General features: G+C 62.9%; 17 protein-coding genes and 1 pseudogene. 15 read left to right on the top strand and 3 right to left on the bottom strand.

Annotated elements, in window-relative coordinates; translation table 11 throughout:
• Positions 1-133: 133 nt before the first annotated feature.
• Both Hrd1104_RS00410 and Hrd1104_RS00405 read left to right on the top strand, forming a co-directional pair.
• Entirely contained in the window at positions 134-301 is a 168-nt protein-coding gene (locus tag Hrd1104_RS00410) for a ferredoxin (RefSeq protein WP_154550891.1), read from the top strand.
• Positions 302-490: 189 nt separating this feature from the next.
• Positions 491-1,846: an FAD-dependent oxidoreductase gene (locus tag Hrd1104_RS00405; protein WP_154550890.1), complete on the top strand. Its 1,356-nt coding sequence runs from the start codon at positions 491-493 to the stop codon at positions 1,844-1,846.
• 14 nt (positions 1,847-1,860) lie between these two features.
• Here Hrd1104_RS00405 and Hrd1104_RS00400 read toward each other — a convergent pair whose 3' ends face one another.
• Together Hrd1104_RS00400 and Hrd1104_RS00395 are read right to left on the bottom strand one after the other, a co-directional pair.
• Positions 1,861-2,703: a polyprenyl synthetase family protein gene (locus Hrd1104_RS00400; protein WP_154550889.1), complete on the bottom strand. Its 843-nt coding sequence runs from the start codon at positions 2,701-2,703 to the stop codon at positions 1,861-1,863.
• An 82-nt stretch (positions 2,704-2,785) separates the two neighbouring features.
• On the bottom strand, positions 2,786-3,940 hold the full coding sequence (locus tag Hrd1104_RS00395) for a hypothetical protein (RefSeq protein WP_154550888.1): 1,155 nt from the start codon (positions 3,938-3,940) through the stop codon (positions 2,786-2,788).
• Positions 3,941-4,128: 188 nt separating this feature from the next.
• Here Hrd1104_RS00395 and Hrd1104_RS00390 point away from each other — a divergent pair, with 188 nt between their 5' ends.
• Together Hrd1104_RS00390 and Hrd1104_RS00385 are read left to right on the top strand one after the other, a co-directional pair.
• On the top strand, positions 4,129-5,343 hold the full coding sequence (locus tag Hrd1104_RS00390; protein WP_154550887.1) for a hypothetical protein: 1,215 nt from the start codon (positions 4,129-4,131) through the stop codon (positions 5,341-5,343).
• Positions 5,344-5,408: 65 nt separating this feature from the next.
• Entirely contained in the window at positions 5,409-5,873 is a 465-nt protein-coding gene (locus Hrd1104_RS00385) for a type IV pilin (protein ID WP_154550886.1), read from the top strand.
• Positions 5,874-5,913: 40 nt separating this feature from the next.
• Here the strand turns inward: Hrd1104_RS00385 and Hrd1104_RS00380 are convergent, their stop codons facing one another.
• Positions 5,914-6,534, bottom strand: coding sequence for a methyltransferase domain-containing protein (locus Hrd1104_RS00380; RefSeq protein ID WP_154550885.1), 621 nt, complete (start codon positions 6,532-6,534; stop codon positions 5,914-5,916).
• Between the two features lie 132 nt (positions 6,535-6,666).
• On the opposite strand from Hrd1104_RS00380, the gene ahaH reads away from it, so the two are divergent.
• From ahaH to Hrd1104_RS00325, 11 genes and pseudogenes are all read left to right on the top strand, one after another.
• On the top strand, positions 6,667-6,999 hold the full coding sequence (gene ahaH, locus Hrd1104_RS00375; RefSeq protein ID WP_154550884.1) for an ATP synthase archaeal subunit H: 333 nt from the start codon (positions 6,667-6,669) through the stop codon (positions 6,997-6,999).
• On the top strand, positions 6,986-9,190 hold the full coding sequence (locus Hrd1104_RS00370) for a V-type ATP synthase subunit I (RefSeq protein WP_154550883.1): 2,205 nt from the start codon (positions 6,986-6,988) through the stop codon (positions 9,188-9,190). The genes ahaH and Hrd1104_RS00370 overlap by 14 nt, the downstream gene beginning before the upstream one ends.
• A gap of 270 nt (positions 9,191-9,460) precedes the next feature.
• The gene (locus Hrd1104_RS00365; RefSeq protein ID WP_154550882.1) at positions 9,461-9,667 is read left to right on the top strand and encodes a hypothetical protein; all 207 of its coding nucleotides are present in this window, start codon (positions 9,461-9,463) and stop codon (positions 9,665-9,667) included.
• An 18-nt stretch (positions 9,668-9,685) separates the two neighbouring features.
• Complete coding sequence (locus tag Hrd1104_RS00360) at positions 9,686-10,309, top strand: V-type ATP synthase subunit E (protein ID WP_154550881.1); 624 nt, start codon at positions 9,686-9,688, stop codon at positions 10,307-10,309.
• Positions 10,306-11,382 (top strand): V-type ATP synthase subunit C, encoded by a 1,077-nt coding sequence (locus Hrd1104_RS00355; protein ID WP_154550880.1) that lies wholly within the window; start codon positions 10,306-10,308, stop codon positions 11,380-11,382. Before Hrd1104_RS00360 ends, Hrd1104_RS00355 begins: the two co-directional genes overlap by 4 nt.
• Positions 11,379-11,711 carry a V-type ATP synthase subunit F gene (locus Hrd1104_RS00350; RefSeq protein WP_154550879.1) on the top strand — a complete coding sequence of 111 codons (333 nt, stop codon included), beginning with the start codon at positions 11,379-11,381 and terminating at the stop codon, positions 11,709-11,711. Before Hrd1104_RS00355 ends, Hrd1104_RS00350 begins: the two co-directional genes overlap by 4 nt.
• A pseudogene (locus Hrd1104_RS00345) lies at positions 11,708-13,470 on the top strand (ATP synthase subunit A). Before Hrd1104_RS00350 ends, Hrd1104_RS00345 begins: the two are co-directional and overlap by 4 nt.
• On the top strand, positions 13,467-14,882 hold the full coding sequence (locus tag Hrd1104_RS00340; RefSeq protein ID WP_154550878.1) for a V-type ATP synthase subunit B: 1,416 nt from the start codon (positions 13,467-13,469) through the stop codon (positions 14,880-14,882). The pseudogene Hrd1104_RS00345 and the gene Hrd1104_RS00340 overlap by 4 nt, the downstream one beginning before the upstream one ends.
• Positions 14,883-14,921: 39 nt before the next feature.
• The gene (locus Hrd1104_RS00335; RefSeq protein ID WP_154550877.1) at positions 14,922-15,131 is read left to right on the top strand and encodes a hypothetical protein; all 210 of its coding nucleotides are present in this window, start codon (positions 14,922-14,924) and stop codon (positions 15,129-15,131) included.
• Positions 15,132-15,191: 60 nt separating this feature from the next.
• A complete protein-coding gene (locus Hrd1104_RS00330) occupies positions 15,192-16,226 on the top strand; it encodes a Brp/Blh family beta-carotene 15,15'-dioxygenase (protein WP_154550876.1) in 1,035 nt (344 codons plus the stop codon).
• A gap of 87 nt (positions 16,227-16,313) precedes the next feature.
• Entirely contained in the window at positions 16,314-16,994 is a 681-nt protein-coding gene (locus Hrd1104_RS00325; protein ID WP_154550875.1) for a V-type ATP synthase subunit D, read from the top strand.
• Positions 16,995-17,015: the final 21 nt, after the last annotated feature.

Here is a 17,015-nt window from a genome sequence, read left to right as displayed (position 1 = left end):
ATCGGGTCGATATCGCGTCTCCAGCCACAAGGAGACAGGATTCTGCCGGGATGTTCACTGCTGTTTCCAGCACGTGGGAACGCGCGCCTGAACTAAACAGGCCGAGCAACAAGTCACAGTTGGAAGTGATACGATGGTAGAAGTTGATCAAAACCTCTGTACGGGCTGTGAGATCTGCGCGAGCGTCGCGCCGGAAACGTTCGAGATGGACGGCGGGCTAGCCAAAGCCGTCAGCGACGAAGTGACGCCGGAGGCCGAACAGGCCGAACAGCAGTGTCCGGTCGACGCGATCTCGCTGTAACGGCACTCGGTATTTTGCCGTCCAGAAATCACATCGAGCGGCAGGACTGGCCGACGACCAACCAATCGGCTCGGTAGGCACGCTTGGACTAGCGAGACTACCTCGGGATGGTGCGCCCATCCCGTTTGCCGTCCACGAGAGTTGTCCACTCGTGACAATACTTTAGCGCTGCCAGGTCGAACGGCCGATATGGGCGAGACACTCGTGGTGATCGGCGGCGACGCGGCCGGGATGAGCGCGGCGAGCAAGGCAAAGCGGGACGACCCTGGGCAGGAGGTTGTGGTCCTCGAACGTGGCGAGTGGGTTTCTTACGGTGCCTGTGGCCTCCCGTACTACGTCAAAGACGAGATCGAGCGGCTCGAAGATCTCGTGGCGATCCCGGCCGACCGATTCAGAGACGAACGAGACGTCGACCTGCGGACCGGTACAGAAGCGACAGCGATCGACCCCGACCAGCGGGAAGTGACGGTGACGACCGGAGATGAAACGTACCAGCAGTCCTACGACGACCTTCTGGTATCGACAGGTGCGAAAGCGATCGAGCCGCCCATCGAGGGACTCGATCGTGATGACGTCTTCACGTTACACACGATGGAGTCCGGTCGTGCGCTCAAAGCCTACGCCGACGAGGCGACCGGCCAAGAGACCGTCGCCATCGTCGGCGGTGGCTACGTCGGTATCGAGATGGCCGAAGCCTTCCGCGGCCGCGGTCTCGACGTCGAAATGTTCGAGATGCGCGAGCACGTACTTTCCCCGTTCGGCAGCACGGTCGGCGAAACCGTCGCCGAAACACTCGAGCGCAACGGCATCGGTGTCCACACCGGCACACAGGTCAACCGAATCGACGGCAGGAACGGGGTCGAGGCTATCGTCACCGACAAGGGCGAACAGGCGATCGACGCGGCGCTCGTCGCAGCCGGTGTTGCACCGAGGGTGACGGTCGCTGAGACAGCAGGTATCGAGCTGGGTGCGACGGGCGCGATCGCGACCGACGACTATGGGCGAACGAGCGCGGAAGACGTCTATGCTGCGGGCGATTGCGCCGAGATGACGCACGCGGTTACCGGCCAGCCAGCCCACGTTCCGCTGGCACTGACGGCAAACCGGGCCGGCCGCGCGGTCGGGGCGACGGTCGCCGGTGAGCCGACACCAGTCGGAGAGATCGCTGGCACAGCCACGCTCAAAGCCTTCGACCTGGAAGTCGCCCGGACCGGCTTGCTCGATGGCGAACGGCTACGCGCTGCCGGCTTCGACCCGGTGTCGACCTCGATTACCGCACCGTCCCGTGCCCACTACTACCCGGGGGGAGCCGATATCGAGATAACACTCGTCGGCGATGCCGACTCTGGTCGGGTCCTGGGTGCGAGTATGGTCGGCGAGGAGGGCGTCGCCAAGCGGATCGATACGGTCGCCACAGCGATCCAGAACGAAATGACGGTCACCGAACTCGAATACGTAGATCTCTCCTACGCGCCGCCGTTCGGGCCGACGTGGGACCCCATCCTCACGGCAGCGAAAGTGCTTGGAAGCGACCTGGGCAAGTGAACACGGCCGGCGACTCAGCGTTCCCGGGCGACGACGAACGTCGCCAGGTCTTGTAAGTACTGTAGTGCCTGCTGGTTTTCGGCCGCGAGCGCATCGAGTTGATCGAGGGCTGCCTGTGATTCCTCGCGAGCGCGTTCGTCGGCTTCGGCAGGTGACAGGTCGGTCACCTGCACGATCGAGGGCCGTTCCATCGCGGCGTCGTGACCGGTGGGCTTGCCCAACTGGTCTGCATCGGCCGTCGCATCGAGGACATCATCACGCATCTGAAAGGCGACGCCGACGCGTTCAGCGTACTGGCCGAAAGCTTCGACCGTATGAGCATCCGCGTCGGCAGCGATCGCGCCCAGTTCGGCCGCGGCCCGGAACAACGCTCCCGTCTTGCGCTGGGCGAGTTGGCGATAGCCCGCCTCCGAGTCAGGCCTGGCGACGAGCTCAGTCGCTTCGCCTTCGCCGAGATCGACCATCGCTTCCGAGACCGCTCGCATCGCGCGTTCGTCGGTCGAAAACAGTGCAAAGGCCTCACCGAGTAAGCCGTCGCTGGCGACGATCGCTGGCCCGTGACCGAACGCCGACCACGCGCTGGGGGCGTCGCGTCGCAGCTCGGAGTCGTCGATGATGTCGTCGACGACCAGCGAGGCGTTGTGGACGAGCTCGACGCCGACAGCATAATCGACCGCCTCTTCCGGTTTGCCACCCGCGGCCTCACAGACCAACAGGGTCACCGTCGGTCGGACTCGTTTGCCGCCTGAAAGCACGACGTGTTCGAGTTCCGTCGAAAGCGTCTCGGGATCGACCCGTGACAGCACTGCTTCGAGTCGGTCCTCGATGAGACCCCGTCGTCGCTCCAAATACTCCATTGGGGGCTGTAACGGGCTGGTTGACCAAGTACGTGACGAAGGCGTCTATCTTCCGGCACCGAGACGCACGACCCCAGGTCAGTTACTCTTCGTTTTCAAACTCCGGCAGTGAGATGAGGTTTTCGCGGCCGATCCGGAGTTTCTCGACGCGATCATCGTCGGCCATCGAGGAGAGCAACTGAGAGACCTTTGCGTTCGACCAGTCGGTCTCTGAGACGATAGCCGCTTGTTTCATCCGGCCGCCGTTGTGCTCGAGTAACGCCTCGACGTACTCTTCGTCGCTCAACAACTCACGGTCCGGAGGTGAGCCGGCGTCGGTGCCGTCGTCAGTGTCGTCAGCTGGTTGCTCGTCGGGGCCATCGGCCGGCGCATCTGTGGGTTCCTGGGCGGGTGCTTCGAGCGCCTGCTCGTCGTTGGTGGCCGACGACGAGTCAGCAGCCGTGTCGGATCCATCGGACGCCGGGAACTCGCCACGACGGAACACGTAGATTGAGCCGCCCCCCACGATCAACAGGAAGAGGACAATGGGCACTGGACCGATGCTCCCATCGCTGTCTACCGATCCAGCTGTCGTTTCGGTCACGGTCGGTGTGTTCGTCGTCGCATCGAAACGATACGTGATCGACAGGTACGACGGCTCGAATGCAGTCGGCCCGGCCCAGCGGATCGTCTTGTTGGTAAAGCCCTTGGGAGCGCTGGTAATCTCGAAGCTATCTGGCGCCTCGATCAGGAGTTGCTGGTTGGCAGCCAATCCGTCGAGCCACGTCCCGGTCGGCGATTCGAAAACATCGTCGACATAGAGGTACGTCCCTTCGGCGCGTCCGAAGTTCCGCCAGGTGAACGACAGCGCAAGCTGTCCGGTCCCGTTGTCGACGCTCGCCGTACGAGTAACGTTATCGAGAGCCATCTCTCGATCGGTCGCCTGGCTGGCCAGCGCCCCAAATTGCCGGAACGTCTCGATCGAGAGGACGTCACTGTCACCGGCTTCGAACGCTTTGCCCGTCTGTCTGAACGACTCGATTGCCATCGGGTCCTCCAGAGAGACAGACATTGTCACGTTCCAACGCGCATCGCCGTCGGCCTGGAGGGCGATCGTCATCGTCGTATTACCGTCAACAGCACCATCAGCGACAGCATAGCCATTAGTGCTAGATACAGGCGCACCCGCGGCGATCCCGACCTGAAGGACGATGACGACACCCAGCGCCAGGGCCGCCACGCGGAACAGCGGGGCCATGTACTGCCCACCTATCCTGCCTGGTGGAAAAACCCTTTCCATCTGTGAAACGTTAGCGGGCGGGATAAATCGTCTCGCGGCGTTAAACTGCGTCCCAAAGGCGGCCTTGGAATGCCAAAGCGGCGACTGAACGGACGGTGACGTCAGTGTAGCTGGGTTTTTGTATCCCGCCGCATAATCGAATGCTGATGCGACGACGCTCGGTCCTCGCGACGTGCGGCCTGGTTGCCCTCCTGCTGGTCGGCACTGTCGCTGCCGTCCCATCCCCCACGAGCACCGGGACGGCCGATTTCCAGACAGTCAGCGCCGAAAACGAGACGATCAACCGGCTGCAGCTCCAAAACGGCGCGACTGGCAGCCAACACACTGTCGATGCCGATCTCTCCAGCACGCTGGCGAGCGATCGTGAGCAGCTCCAGAGTCGTGTAGCTAGCGGAACGTTCCAGCGACAGTTTGCAACCGCCGAGAGTCGATCTGCTCAGATCGACACAGTTCGGAGAGCCATCGAGCAGTTGCGAACCCGGGGCCAAGGGTTACGAACTGCACGCATCGACGCGGTTCGGGCCTACAACCGGGGCGAGATGACTGCAACCAAACTGTTCGGTACCCTCACCCGGATCGAAGCGGCGGCCCACACCGTCAGAATGCGCGCAGATACCATCGATCGCGTCACGCAACGACACGATGTCTCGTTACCCCCGGCACTGGCCGTCAGTCTCGCCCGTATTGATGCCGAGATCGTCTCGTTGACCGGGCCGCTGATGGAAACCGTCGCCGGCGCGACACGGGGTAACCGGGATCCGGCCCGCGTCGTGACCAGCACGGCTGATGGTGGTATCGTCCTGGCAGGGATCGACGGCGGCACGTACGTCCGGGAAGCGACACGGTGGACAGCGCGTGCCGACAGTGGGACGAACGAGTTCGCGACGAACGGTTCGTCACCGTTGGTCAGCGCCCATCAACGCGCCCAAGCGGTCTATCCGTGGGCGTTCGACAACCTGGTGTCGAACCCGAGTATCAGCGGATTCGGTGACTCGGCGATCTATCCGGTCAGACTCAGCCACGCCCACGGTACTCTGGATGCCTACTTCGATGGACGAACGACGGCTGTCTTCCACGAAGTCCATCGCCTCCAGTTATCCCGGTTGCCGACGACCACCGTCGCCGCAAACGAAACCGAGACACTGGCGATCGAGATCAACCGAACGACGGCTGAGGGGCCCGCAAAGATCGTAGTCAGTACTCCCGAGAGAACCGAACCAGTGGCGGCGACCCTCTCGGTAGAGGACACAACCGTCGGGACGACTGGGGCTGACGGACAATTGTGGCTCGCTCGACTCGACGGCCAGACAGTCACGGCGTCGACGGCACGGGGCAACAGCATCTCGGTCACGATGGGGTGACTGACCGGCGACTTACAGCCACTCGAAGCTACCGTTGAAGTACCAGAGTGGGGCCACCCCTGCTAATGGCCCAGCGCGCCATATCGCCGGTTGTCGGGACAGTTCTCTTGGTGGCGATAACGATCGTGCTGGCGGGGACGGTCGGCGCAGTCGTCTTTACGCCAGACGTCGAGCCTTCGATACCGGCGACTCGGTTCAGCGCCACGGCGGACGCGAGTGCTGACAGTATCACGCTCACACACGAGGGCGGACAAGCGCTAGATCCGGACACCTTGGACGTCCGAATCACAGTCGACGGTCGATCGCTCGATCACCAGCCGCCGATCCCGTTCTTTGCCGCTACGGGATTCGAGAGCGGGCCGACCGGGCCGTTCAACAGCGCAACGCGCGGGAACTGGACCGCAGGCGAAACCGGGGTCCTCGAACTCGCGACTTCGAACGCACCGCTGGTAAGTGATGGTGCAAGCGTCGAGATAACGGTTCGTCGAGACGGGCGTGTCCTCACAGAGCTCGAAGTCATCGCCGAGTGACTGGCGGTGGGGCACAGTCGGCTCAGACCGCAGGGACCGGTCACTCGGGAACGCGGGCGACGGTCGTGATCGCGATTTCGGGGTTGTACGAGGGTCCCATCGTCACGTGATCGACCGACTGGAAGCCGGCTGCCTCGAACATTCGGTCTGCCTCTTGGGCGTCGTAAAACAGCATGATCGCGTCGGCGAGCTTCTGGAAGATCGTCGAGCCAGGGTAGTTCGGGCCAACGATGAGTACCTGCCCGCCCGGGCGGGCGACGCGACGACACTCTTCGAGCGCATCGACGGGATTGGGCCAGTATTCGATCGAACCCGACGACCAAACGACGTCGAAGGTATCCTCGGCGAAGGGCAGGCGCTCGGCGTCACCGAGAGAGAACTGGACTGGGCCGCGAGTCCCGAACTTCTCGAAGGCTTCCGCGAGCTGGTGTGGACTCTGATCGAGTCCGTAGACGTTCTCAGTGTGTTCGAGGAGGCCCTCTGTAGCGAAGCCAGTCCCACAACCGACATCGAGGACACGATCGTCGGCCTCGATCTCGAGGAGATCCAGCGCCTCGGTACGCATCGCCTCGTTCCAGATGAACGGATTGATTCGGTCGTACACCGTCGAGAGGTACTTGTAGAACAGCCGCGCGCGGTCCTTGTCTTCGAGCAGCCCCATTAGGGCTCGCTTGGGGCCACATCGGGTTAATTCCCCGGATCGAACCGAGCAACCCTTGCCGCCAATTTCCAGTGATCGGGACAGACACTTCGCAACACCCATATGGGCGCTCTGGCAAACGACGACTGATAGATGCCCAGGCCCGAGGTTCTCGACCGTATCAAGGAGGCCGAGCGGGAGGCAAAGGAGATCGTCGCTGACGCCGAAGACGAACGCGACCAGCGCCTCGAAGAAGCACGGAACGAAGGCGAGCAGATCCGCGAGCGGGCCCACGAGGAGGCCGAACAGATGGCCGACGAGCGCCTCGAAGCGGCCCGTGAAGAGATCGATGCCGAGCGCGAAGCACGGCTCGAAGAGGGGCAGAAAGCTCGCGAGCGGCTAGAAGCCCAGGCCGATGAACGCGTCGACGAGGTGGTAGAACACGTCATCGAATCCTTCGAGGAGGCGGTACATGCTCAGACCTGAGCGGATGAGCCGGGTCTCGGTGACCGGCTCCAAGGCCGTCATGGCCGACGTAATCGAGACTGTCCACGAACTCGACTTGCTCCACATCACCGAGTACGACGGCTCGTTCGACGGGTTCGAACCGGGAAACCCGACAGAAGGGGCCGACCAAGCGTCGGATAAGCTGGTCACCGTCCGTGCCCTGGAGTCGACGCTCGGAATCGAACCCGGGGATGCCGGGCCAACCCGGCTCGTCACCGACGAGGCCCTAGAAGAGGAACTCGAAGAGATCCGCCAGGAGGTCAACGAACTCGACGACAGACGCGAGGAACTCGAGCACGATCTGCGAGAGGTCGAAGACGGGATCGATCGTATGGAATTTTTCGTCCGGCTCGGGATCGACCTCGACCTCCTGAAGGGATACGAGTCACTGTCCGTTGCGGTCGGCGAGGGAGACCCGGACGGACTACGAAAAGCGCTTGCAGATGCCGACGCGATCGAGGCCTTCGAGGTGTTCGCCGAAGGGTCGACACTGGCGGCCTTCGCCTACCCAGCCGACGAGCAGGCGCTGGATGATGCCCTCGTCGGGGCCGAATTCACGGCTGTCGAACTCCCAGACGGAGAGGGCGATCCCGAAACCTACCTCGAAGAGATCCACCACCGCCGCCAGCAGTTGGAGTCCCAGCTATCGACCGTCGAGAACGAACTCGAAGAACTGAAACTCGACGTCGCAGGGTTCCTACTGGCAGCCGAAGAGAAGCTCACGATCGAGGTCCAAAAACGCGAGGCACCGCTGACCTTCGCGACGACCGACAACGCCTTCGTCGCGGAGGGGTGGATCCCGACCGACGAAGTTGCGGACTTCGAGGCCGCGCTCCGGGACACCGTCGGCGAGCACGTCGACATCGACGAGCTCGAACGGGCCGACTACGACGGCGACGGTCATCCGACCGAGAGTGAACCAGTCCCAGAGGCAACGCCCGACGCGGACGACGATGAAGCCGCCGAGGTAGCCGCCGACGGTGGCGAATCGACCGCAGCCACCGACGGGGGGACGAGCGGGATCCTGCCGATGAGTACCGGTATGCCACCGGTCGTCCAAGAGAACCCCGGCTCGGTCCGCCCGTTCGAATCGCTGGTCGAAGTCATCAACCGGCCGAAGTACACGGAGATCGACCCCACGGTCGCGCTGTTCCTGACGTTCCCGCTGTTCTTCGGGTTCATGATCGGCGATCTCGGGTACGGGATCCTGTACTTCCTGCTCGGATATGTGATCTACTCTCGTATGGAAAGCGACGTGCTTCGGAGTCTCGGAGGCGTCGGCATGTGGGCCGGCGGTTTCACCGCGCTCTTTGGCGTCCTCTATGGCGAATTCTTCGGACTCCACCAGCTCGGTGAGATCGTCTGGAACGGCCACCCGCCGATCCACAAAGGGCTCCAGCCACACTACATCGTCTTCGCCCAGGCGTGGCTGTTGGCTAGCATCGTCGCCGGCATCGTGCACCTGATCGGCGGCCGGGTGCTTGACTTTATCAACAACGTACATCACGGCGTCGGCGAGGCGTTCATCGAGAGTGGTTCGTGGATCATGCTCACCGCCGGGATCTGGCTGTGGGTATTCAGTACCGAAGCCCGTGGCCCCAAGCCGGACTTTATGTTCACGGTCTTCTCCAGCGGTGAGGCGGCGGCGCTGCCGCTTGGCTTTACCGGCTTCTCGCCGACGGTCGGGACAGCCGGACTGGTGATGACGGGAGTCGGCCTCGCCCTGGCGATCTACGCCGAAGGTGGGATCGCCCTGGTCGAGAGCATCACACAAGCGTTCGGTCACGTGGTGTCCTATACCCGGCTCGCGGCGGTGTTGCTGGCGAAGGCTGGCATGGCACTGGTCGTCAATCTGCTGGTCTTCGGCGCGACGCTGCATGGAGGGGAGTTCCACTTCATCTTCTTCATGGAAAGTGCGCCAAATCCCGAGTACGTGGTTTTCTCGGGACTGGTCAACGGGAGCGGACCCGTGATGCTCGTCCTTGGCTGGCTCGCCGGCATCATCGTCCTGGTACTCGGGCACCTCGTGGTTCTCCTGCTTGGCGTGTCCTCAGCCGGTCTCCAGGGCGTTCGCCTGGAGTACGTCGAGTTCTTCGGGAAGTTCTACGAGGGCGGCGGGACGGCCTACCGGCCGTTCGGACACGAACGCGAGTACACGGCTGGAGATTGAGCCGCCGGGGAAAGTAGTACGTTGCCGGGAGCGTTCGTTTGCGCTTGACCCCCATCAGCCGGCCGAATTCGACCAGACGGGTGCCTCTCGCCCCGACCGCTTTGAGAAGCTTTATGATGGTTGTGATCCGAAATCAGGATGCTCGAAACCAATGTTCCTGAACCGAACAGGAGCCAGTCGCAAACCTATGACTATGACACTACTTTCGACCGACGATAACGGCGTATCGCGTACCGAACGAGCTGGCCAGTTCTCGGAGGGGTACTGAACATGCCCCTTCTCGAACCGCTTGCGGCCGCGGCACTGGGCGTCGGTCTTGCCTCCCTGGCTGCTGGGTATGCCGAGCGAGGCATCGGATCGGCCGCCGTCGGCGCGCTCGCCGAGGACGACAGCCTGTTCGGACAGGTACTCATCCTGACCGTCCTCCCGGAGACGCTCGTCATTCTAGCACTGGTCGTCGTCTTCCTGACGCTGTAACCGAGGGTCTCGAGATTCATGAGCCTCGAAACGGTCGTCGAAGACATCCGAGAGGAAGCCCGCACGCGTGCCGAGGAGATCACGTCCGACGCTGACCAGCGGGCCGAGGAGATCATCAGCGAGGCCGAATCCGACGCCGAACAGATCGTCGCCGAGCGAGAACGCGAGATCGAACGCCAGATCGACCAGGAGCGTGAGCGGCGACTCTCGAGTGCGACCCTCGAAGCCAAACAGGAGCGACTCGCCGCCCGACGCGAGGTTCTCGGGACGGTTCGAGAACGCGTCGAATCGGCGCTTGCGTCCCTGGAGGGCGATCGGCGCGAGGAGCTGACCCGGACACTGCTCGAAAGCGGGCTCGAAGAGTTCGAGGACGGCGAGATCGAGGTCTACGGCAGATCGGAGGACGCCGCGATGCTCGAGTCGATCCTCGAGAGTTACGACGCAACGCTTGCGGGCGAGCAGGACTGCCTGGGCGGCGTCGTCATCGAGAGCAGTGCCTCCCGCGTCCGCGTCAAAAACACGTTCGATTCGGTCCTCAATGACGTCTGGGAATCGGAGATCCGCTCGATCAGCGATCGGCTCTTCGGAGACATCGACGACGATCTCGAGGACGTCACGAGCAACGCCGATTCGGACCAATGAGCGGGCGAAGGTCCTTTTCAGCCGACGGACAGACCAACTACGAATACGTCGTCGCCCGGGTTCGTTCCCGGCGAGCCGCGCTGTTCGACGAGAACGACTACCGGAAACTGGTACGGATGGGGGCCGGTGAGATCGCCCGGTTCATGGAAGAATCCGAGTACGAGCGCGAGATGAACGCCCTGGGGGCGCGTTACTCCGGGGTCGACCTCATCGAATACGCGCTCACCGAGAACATGGCCAGGCACTTCGAAGACCTGCTCCGGTGGGCCGACGGCGAAGTGTATAACTACGTCGCACGGTACCTCCGGCGGTTCGACGCCTGGAACGTCAAGACGGTGCTCCGTGGAATCTACTCGGGGGCCGACGCCGACGCGATCGATTCGGACCTCATCCGGGCCGGGGAACTCGACGCTGAGACGCTCGACCGGCTCGAAAACGCGGACACGATCGAGGCGGCGATCGAGGGCCTCGAGGGGACGATCTTTCAGGAGCCGTTGGTGTCGGCCTTCGATGACTTCGAAGCCCAAGAGTTGCTCGTCCCCTTAGAGAACGCGGTCGATCGGTCGTTCTACGAGCAACTGATCGAAGGGTTGCCAGACGAGAATCGAGCCGACCGCGCGACCCAGCTGTACCTCGAATTCCTCCAGGCGGAGATCGACTTCCGGAACCTTCGAAACGCGCTGCGGCTGGCCCGGAGCGGGGCGGACATGGACCCAGCCGAATACTACATCGACGGCGGGCAGCTCTTTGACGCCGGCGAAGTCCGGACACTCGTCGGAGACGTCGAGCGCCTGGTCGAACACGTCCGGGAGAGTACGTACGGTGAGGACCTCTCGACCGCACTGGACGATCTCGAATCCGCGGTGGATCTAATCGGGTTCGAACACGCCCTGGACGCTGCACTGTTAGAGTACGCCGATACGCTGTCCTATCGGTATCCGGTGTCGATCACCGCGGTGCTATCGTACATCCTCGCGAAGGAACGGGAGATCGACAACATTCGCGCGATCGCCCGCGGCCGTGAAAGCGGCCTCGAACCGGACGAGATCGAACGAGATCTGGTGATGCTATGAGCAAGGAGATCGCCGTCATCGGGAGTGCCGATTTCACGACCGGCTTCCGGTTGGCCGGCGTCCGCAAGTTCGCGAACGTGCCAGCCGAGCCGGACCGCGAGGAGATGGACGCGGCCGTCACGGAACTACTTGAGGACGAGGAAGTCGGGATCATCGTCATGCACGAGCCGGACCTCGAACACCTGTCGCGTGAAGTACGCGACCGCGTCGAGACGAGCGTCGATCCCGTCTTGGTGACGCTGGGCGGCGGCGCCGGCAGTGGCGGGTTGCGCGACCAGATCAAACGCGCCATCGGTATCGACCTGATGGACGAAGAGGAGCAAACATGAGTCAAGCTACACAATCCGACGTCCGTGAAGACGGCGTCATCGAGAGCGTGAGCGGTCCCGTCGTCACGGCGACGGGCCTTTCCGCCCGGATGAACGACGTGGTCTACGTCGGTTCAGAAGGGCTGATGGGCGAGATCATCGAGATCGAGGGCGACCTGACGACGATTCAGGTCTACGAGGAGACCTCCGACGTCGCCCCCGGCGAACCCGTCGAGAGTACGGGTGCGCCGCTGTCGGTCGACCTCGGGCCGGGGATTCTGGACAACATCTATGACGGTGTCCAGCGCCCCTCGAAGGGCTCGAAGAGAAGATGGACTCGGCGTTTCTCGACCGTGGGGTCGACGCCCCCGGCATCGACATCGAGAAGACCTGGGAGTTTACCCCCACCGTCGAGGAAGGCGACGAGGTCACCGCCGGTGACATCGTCGGGACCGTTCCCGAAACGGAGAGTATCGAGCACAAAGTGATGGTGCCGCCCGATTACGACGGCGGCGAGGTCATCGACGCCAAGAAGGGGAACTTCACCGTCGACGAGACGGTCGTCGAACTCGACAACGGCGAGGAGATCACCATGCACCAGGAGTGGCCGGTCCGCCAGGCTCGGCCGGCCGGTGACAAGGAGACCCCGACCGACCCGCTGGTGACCGGTCAGCGCATCCTCGATGGCCTGTTTCCCGTCGCGAAAGGTGGGACAGCCGCGATTCCGGGCCCGTTCGGGTCCGGGAAGACGGTCACCCAGCATCAACTCGCCAAGTGGGCCGACGCAGACATCGTCGTCTACGTCGGCTGTGGCGAGCGTGGCAACGAGATGACCGAGGTCATCGAGGACTTCCCCGAGCTGGAAGACCCCAAAACGGGAAAACCCCTCATGTCACGGACGAGTCTCATCGCCAACACGTCGAACATGCCCGTCGCGGCGCGTGAATCGTCGGTCTACACCGGCATCACGATCGCCGAGTACTATCGGGACATGGGCTACGACGTGGCGCTGATGGCCGATTCGACCTCGCGGTGGGCCGAGGCCCTGCGGGAGATTTCTTCGCGACTGGAAGAGATGCCCGGCGAAGAGGGGTATCCGGCGTATCTCGGGGCTCGCCTCAGTGAGTTCTACGAGCGGGCCGGCTACTACCAGAACGCAAACGGCACCGAGGGGTCAGTTACGGTCGTCGGCGCAGTGTCGCCGCCCGGCGGTGACTTCTCGGAACCGGTGACCCAGAACACCCTGCGGATCGTCAAGACCTTCTGGGCGCTTGACGCCGACCTCGCCGAACGGCGACACTTCCCGGCGATCAACTGGGACGAGTCCTACTCGTTGTACCGCGACCAGCTCGACCCGTGGTTCACCGACGAGGTGGCTGACGACTGGCCGGCGATTCGCCAGTGGGTAATCGACACCCTAGACGAGGAAAGCGAGTTACAGGAGATCGTCCAGCTGGTCGGCCAAGATGCGCTGCCGGCCGACCAGCAGTTGACCCTGGAGGTCGCCCGGTACATCCGAGAGGCCTACCTCCAGCAAAACGCGCTGCACGACGTCGACACCTACTGTGAGCCGGCAAAGACCTATCGGATGATGCAGGCCATCAAGACGTTCAACGACGAGGCCTTCGATGCGTTGGACGCGGGTGTCCCGGTCGACGAGATCACGGACCTCGACGCGACGCCGAGGCTCAACCGGATCGGGACGACCGAAGAGTACGAGGCCTTCATCGAGGAGATCGAAGCCGACATTGCAGAGGAGCTACGGGGGATGTACCAATGAAAGAGTATCAGACGATTACCGAAGTCTCGGGGCCACTGGTGTTCGTCGAGACGGACGAACCAGTCGGCTACGACGAAATCGTCGAGATCGAAACCGGCGACGGCGAGATCCGCCGGGGCCAGGTGCTGGAATCGACCAGCGACCACGTCGCCATTCAGGTCTTCGAGAGTACCCAGGGGATCGATCGGGAGTGTTCGGTCCGGTTCCTCGGCGAGACGATGAAAATGCCCGTCACCGAGGATCTCCTCGGTCGGGTACTGGACGGGACCGGTCAGCCGATCGACGACGGCCCAGACATCGTCCCCGATGAGCGCCAGGACATCGTCGGCAAGGCGATCAATCCCGTCTCCCGAGAGTATCCGCGGGAGTTCATCCAGACCGGCATTTCCGCTATCGACGGCATGAACACCCTCGTTCGGGGCCAGAAGCTCCCGCTGTTCTCCGGCTCGGGGTTGCCCCACAACGAACTCGCCCTCCAGATCGCCCGTCAGGCAGAGGTGCCAGAAGAGGAAGAAGAAGACGAGGAAAGCGAGTTCGCGGTCGTCTTCGCGGCGATGGGGATCACCGCCGAGGAGGCAAACGAGTTCATGGACGACTTCGAGCGTACGGGCGCACTCGAACGGTCGGTCGTGTTCATGAATCTCGCGGACGACCCCGCGGTCGAGCGGACGATCACGCCGCGGCTGGCGCTGACGACCGCCGAATACCTGGCCTTCGAGAAGGGGTATCACGTCCTGACGATCATGACGAACATGACCAACTACTGTGAGGCCCTGCGGGAGATCGGGGCCGCACGCGAGGAAGTCCCGGGTCGCCGGGGCTACCCCGGGTACATGTACACCGACCTGGCGGGCCTGTACGAACGGGCCGGTCGGATCGAGGGCGTCGAGGGGTCGATCACGCAGATCCCGATCTTGACGATGCCCAGCGACGACGACACCCACCCGATCCCGGACCTCACCGGATACATTACTGAGGGCCAGATCTACGTCAACCGCGACCTCAACAGCCAGGGCGTCCGGCCACCGATCAACGTCCTGCCATCGCTGTCCCGACTGATGGACGAGGGAATCGGTGAAGGGCTGACCCGCGAGGACCACGGCGACGTCTCCGACCAGTTGTTCGCTGCCTACGCCGAGGGTGAGGATCTGCGTGACCTGGTGAACATCGTCGGTCGCGAGGCCCTCTCGGAACGTGACAACAAGTATCTGGACTTCGCCGATCGCTTCGAGAGCGAGTTCGTCGATCAGGGCTACGACACCGACCGGACGATCGACGAGACACTCGATATCGCCTGGGATCTGCTGTCGATGCTGCCCAAAGAAGAGCTCAACCGCATCGACGAGGACTTCATCGCGGCCAACTACGTCGAGGAAGCGACCGAGACGTCGCCGGAAGCGACGGCCGACTGATCCCCAGCGGTAAGTACCCGCTGTGTGAACGTTTCGGTCATGGTCGAAGCCGACCCAGTTATGCGCGGGGCGCGAAACGGATTTCTCGTTACGGTCGTGGTTTTGGTCGCGATCGGTGGCTATCAGTTCGCCACGGAAGGGACCGTGACAGTGCCGATCGTCGTGACCTGGATCGTTGCCGTGCTCACCTATTACAGCTCACAGTATTACTATCGCTACAGCGAGGACTCGAGAGCCACCGAGCGCTGACCTGCCAGTCGCTCCCCCACCGCCGAAACCTTCCTGCCAGACGACCACCAATCGTGGGCTGTGTCTTCCGTTACCCGGATTTCGGCCGCGACTCGAACCGACGATCCACGTCGGCTGGCCAGCCTGCTCCAGTGGACCGGGTGGCTCCCGCTTGCCGGACTCGCAGTCGCCTATCCGCTGGCAGCGCCCGTGTCTGACCCGGTTCGATATCTGCCATTGCTGGCCAGCGCCGTGGTGTTCGGGATGCCACACGGCGCACTGGATTACGTAGCGCTACCCCGGGCGCTCGATGGGGGGGTCACCCGGCGAGGACTCGGAATCGTTGGTGTCCTCTATGCCGTTCTGGGGGTGGGCTATCTAGCGCTGTGGTGGCTGGTTCCGATCGTGGCTGCGACCGTGTTTATACTATTGACATGGTTTCACTGGGGGCAAGGCGAGCTGTACGTCCTCCGAGACGTCTTCGGAGCGTCCTACGTCGATCGAACCCAGCAAGTGCTGACGACGGGTGTCCGGGGCGGCCTGCCCATGTTAGTGCCGCTGATAGCCTTCCCGGACCGGTATAGCGCCGTCCTAGAGACGTTCGTCGCGCCGTTTGGTGGGGCAGTCGGGACGTGGCCGCTGTTCGAGCCGAACGCCAGGGTCGCGCTGGCAGCGGCTTTTGGCATGCTAACTATCGCCACGCTAGTGCGCGGTCGTCGTCGTTCGGGTAGCTCTCGGGCCTGGCGGCTCGATGCCACCGAGGTGGTGGTGCTGTGGGTCGTGTTCTTGCTTGTCGAGCCGATCCTGGCGATCGGGGTGTACTTCTGTCTGTGGCATTCGGTTCGACATCTCGCTCGGGTCGGGTGGCTCGATGGGCGCGTCCGAACGGCCGTCGAGGATGGCCAGTGGTGGCGGGCGATCGGCCGGGTCGGGCTAGAAGCCGCACCGCTTTCGATCGCCGCGCTCGCACTCATCGGTGGGCTCTTTACTCTGGTCCCGACCGGTAGCTCGATCGGCGGAGCTGTGGGGCTGTATCTCGTCGGGATTGCCGTCTTGACACTCCCACACACGGTCGTCGTCACGTGGATCGACCGTAAGCAAGGCTTCTGGCTCTGAAGCGTTCCCACTGTCAGAAACAGGGGGCTTGGCCGTTCGCGCGCGGACTGAAAAGGATTAACTGGATGGGTTGGGTAAGCCCGAGTAATGGCACAGGACGTCAAACCGACCCGGAAAAACCTCATGCAGATCGAGGACCGGATCGAACTCTCAGAACGGGGCCACGATACCCTAGAGAAGAAGCGAGATGGCCTCATCATGGAGTTTATGGATATCCTCGATCAGGCCCAGGACGTCCGGGCGGATCTAGAGGACACCTACGAAGACGCTCAAGAGCGCATCGACATGGCACGGGCGATGGACGGCGACGTCGCCGTCCGCGGGGCCGCTGCCGCGCTCAAGGAGCATCCCGAAATCTCCACCCAGTCGAAAAACATCATGGGCGTGGTCGTCCCGCAGATCGAGTCGACGAAAGTACGCAAGAGCCTAGACGAGCGGGGCTACGGCGTCCTCGGAACGAGCGCCCGGATCGACGAAGTCGCCGAATCCTACGAGAAACTCCTCGAACAGATCATCCTAGCCGCGGAAGTCGAGACCGCGATGAAAGAGCTGCTCGAAGAGATCGAGACGACCAAGCGTCGGGTCAACGCCCTGGAGTTTACGCTCTTGCCCCAGCTCAACGAGAACAAAGAGTACATCGAGCAGAAACTCGAAGAACAAGAGCGCGAGGAGATCTTCCGGATGAAAAAGATCAAGGCCAACAAGGAAGCCGCCGAGAAAGAAGAGCGAGAAGCAGCCCGCGAAGCCGAGCAAGCGGCGACCCAGTGAGCCGGCGACACGTCAATTGCG

The organism is Halorhabdus sp. CBA1104 (assembly GCF_009690625.1).
In the GTDB taxonomy this organism is placed as follows: domain Archaea; phylum Halobacteriota; class Halobacteria; order Halobacteriales; family Haloarculaceae; genus Halorhabdus.
The sequence above is the reverse complement of the archived record's forward strand: the minus strand, read 5'-3'. Positions and strand labels throughout refer to the sequence as shown.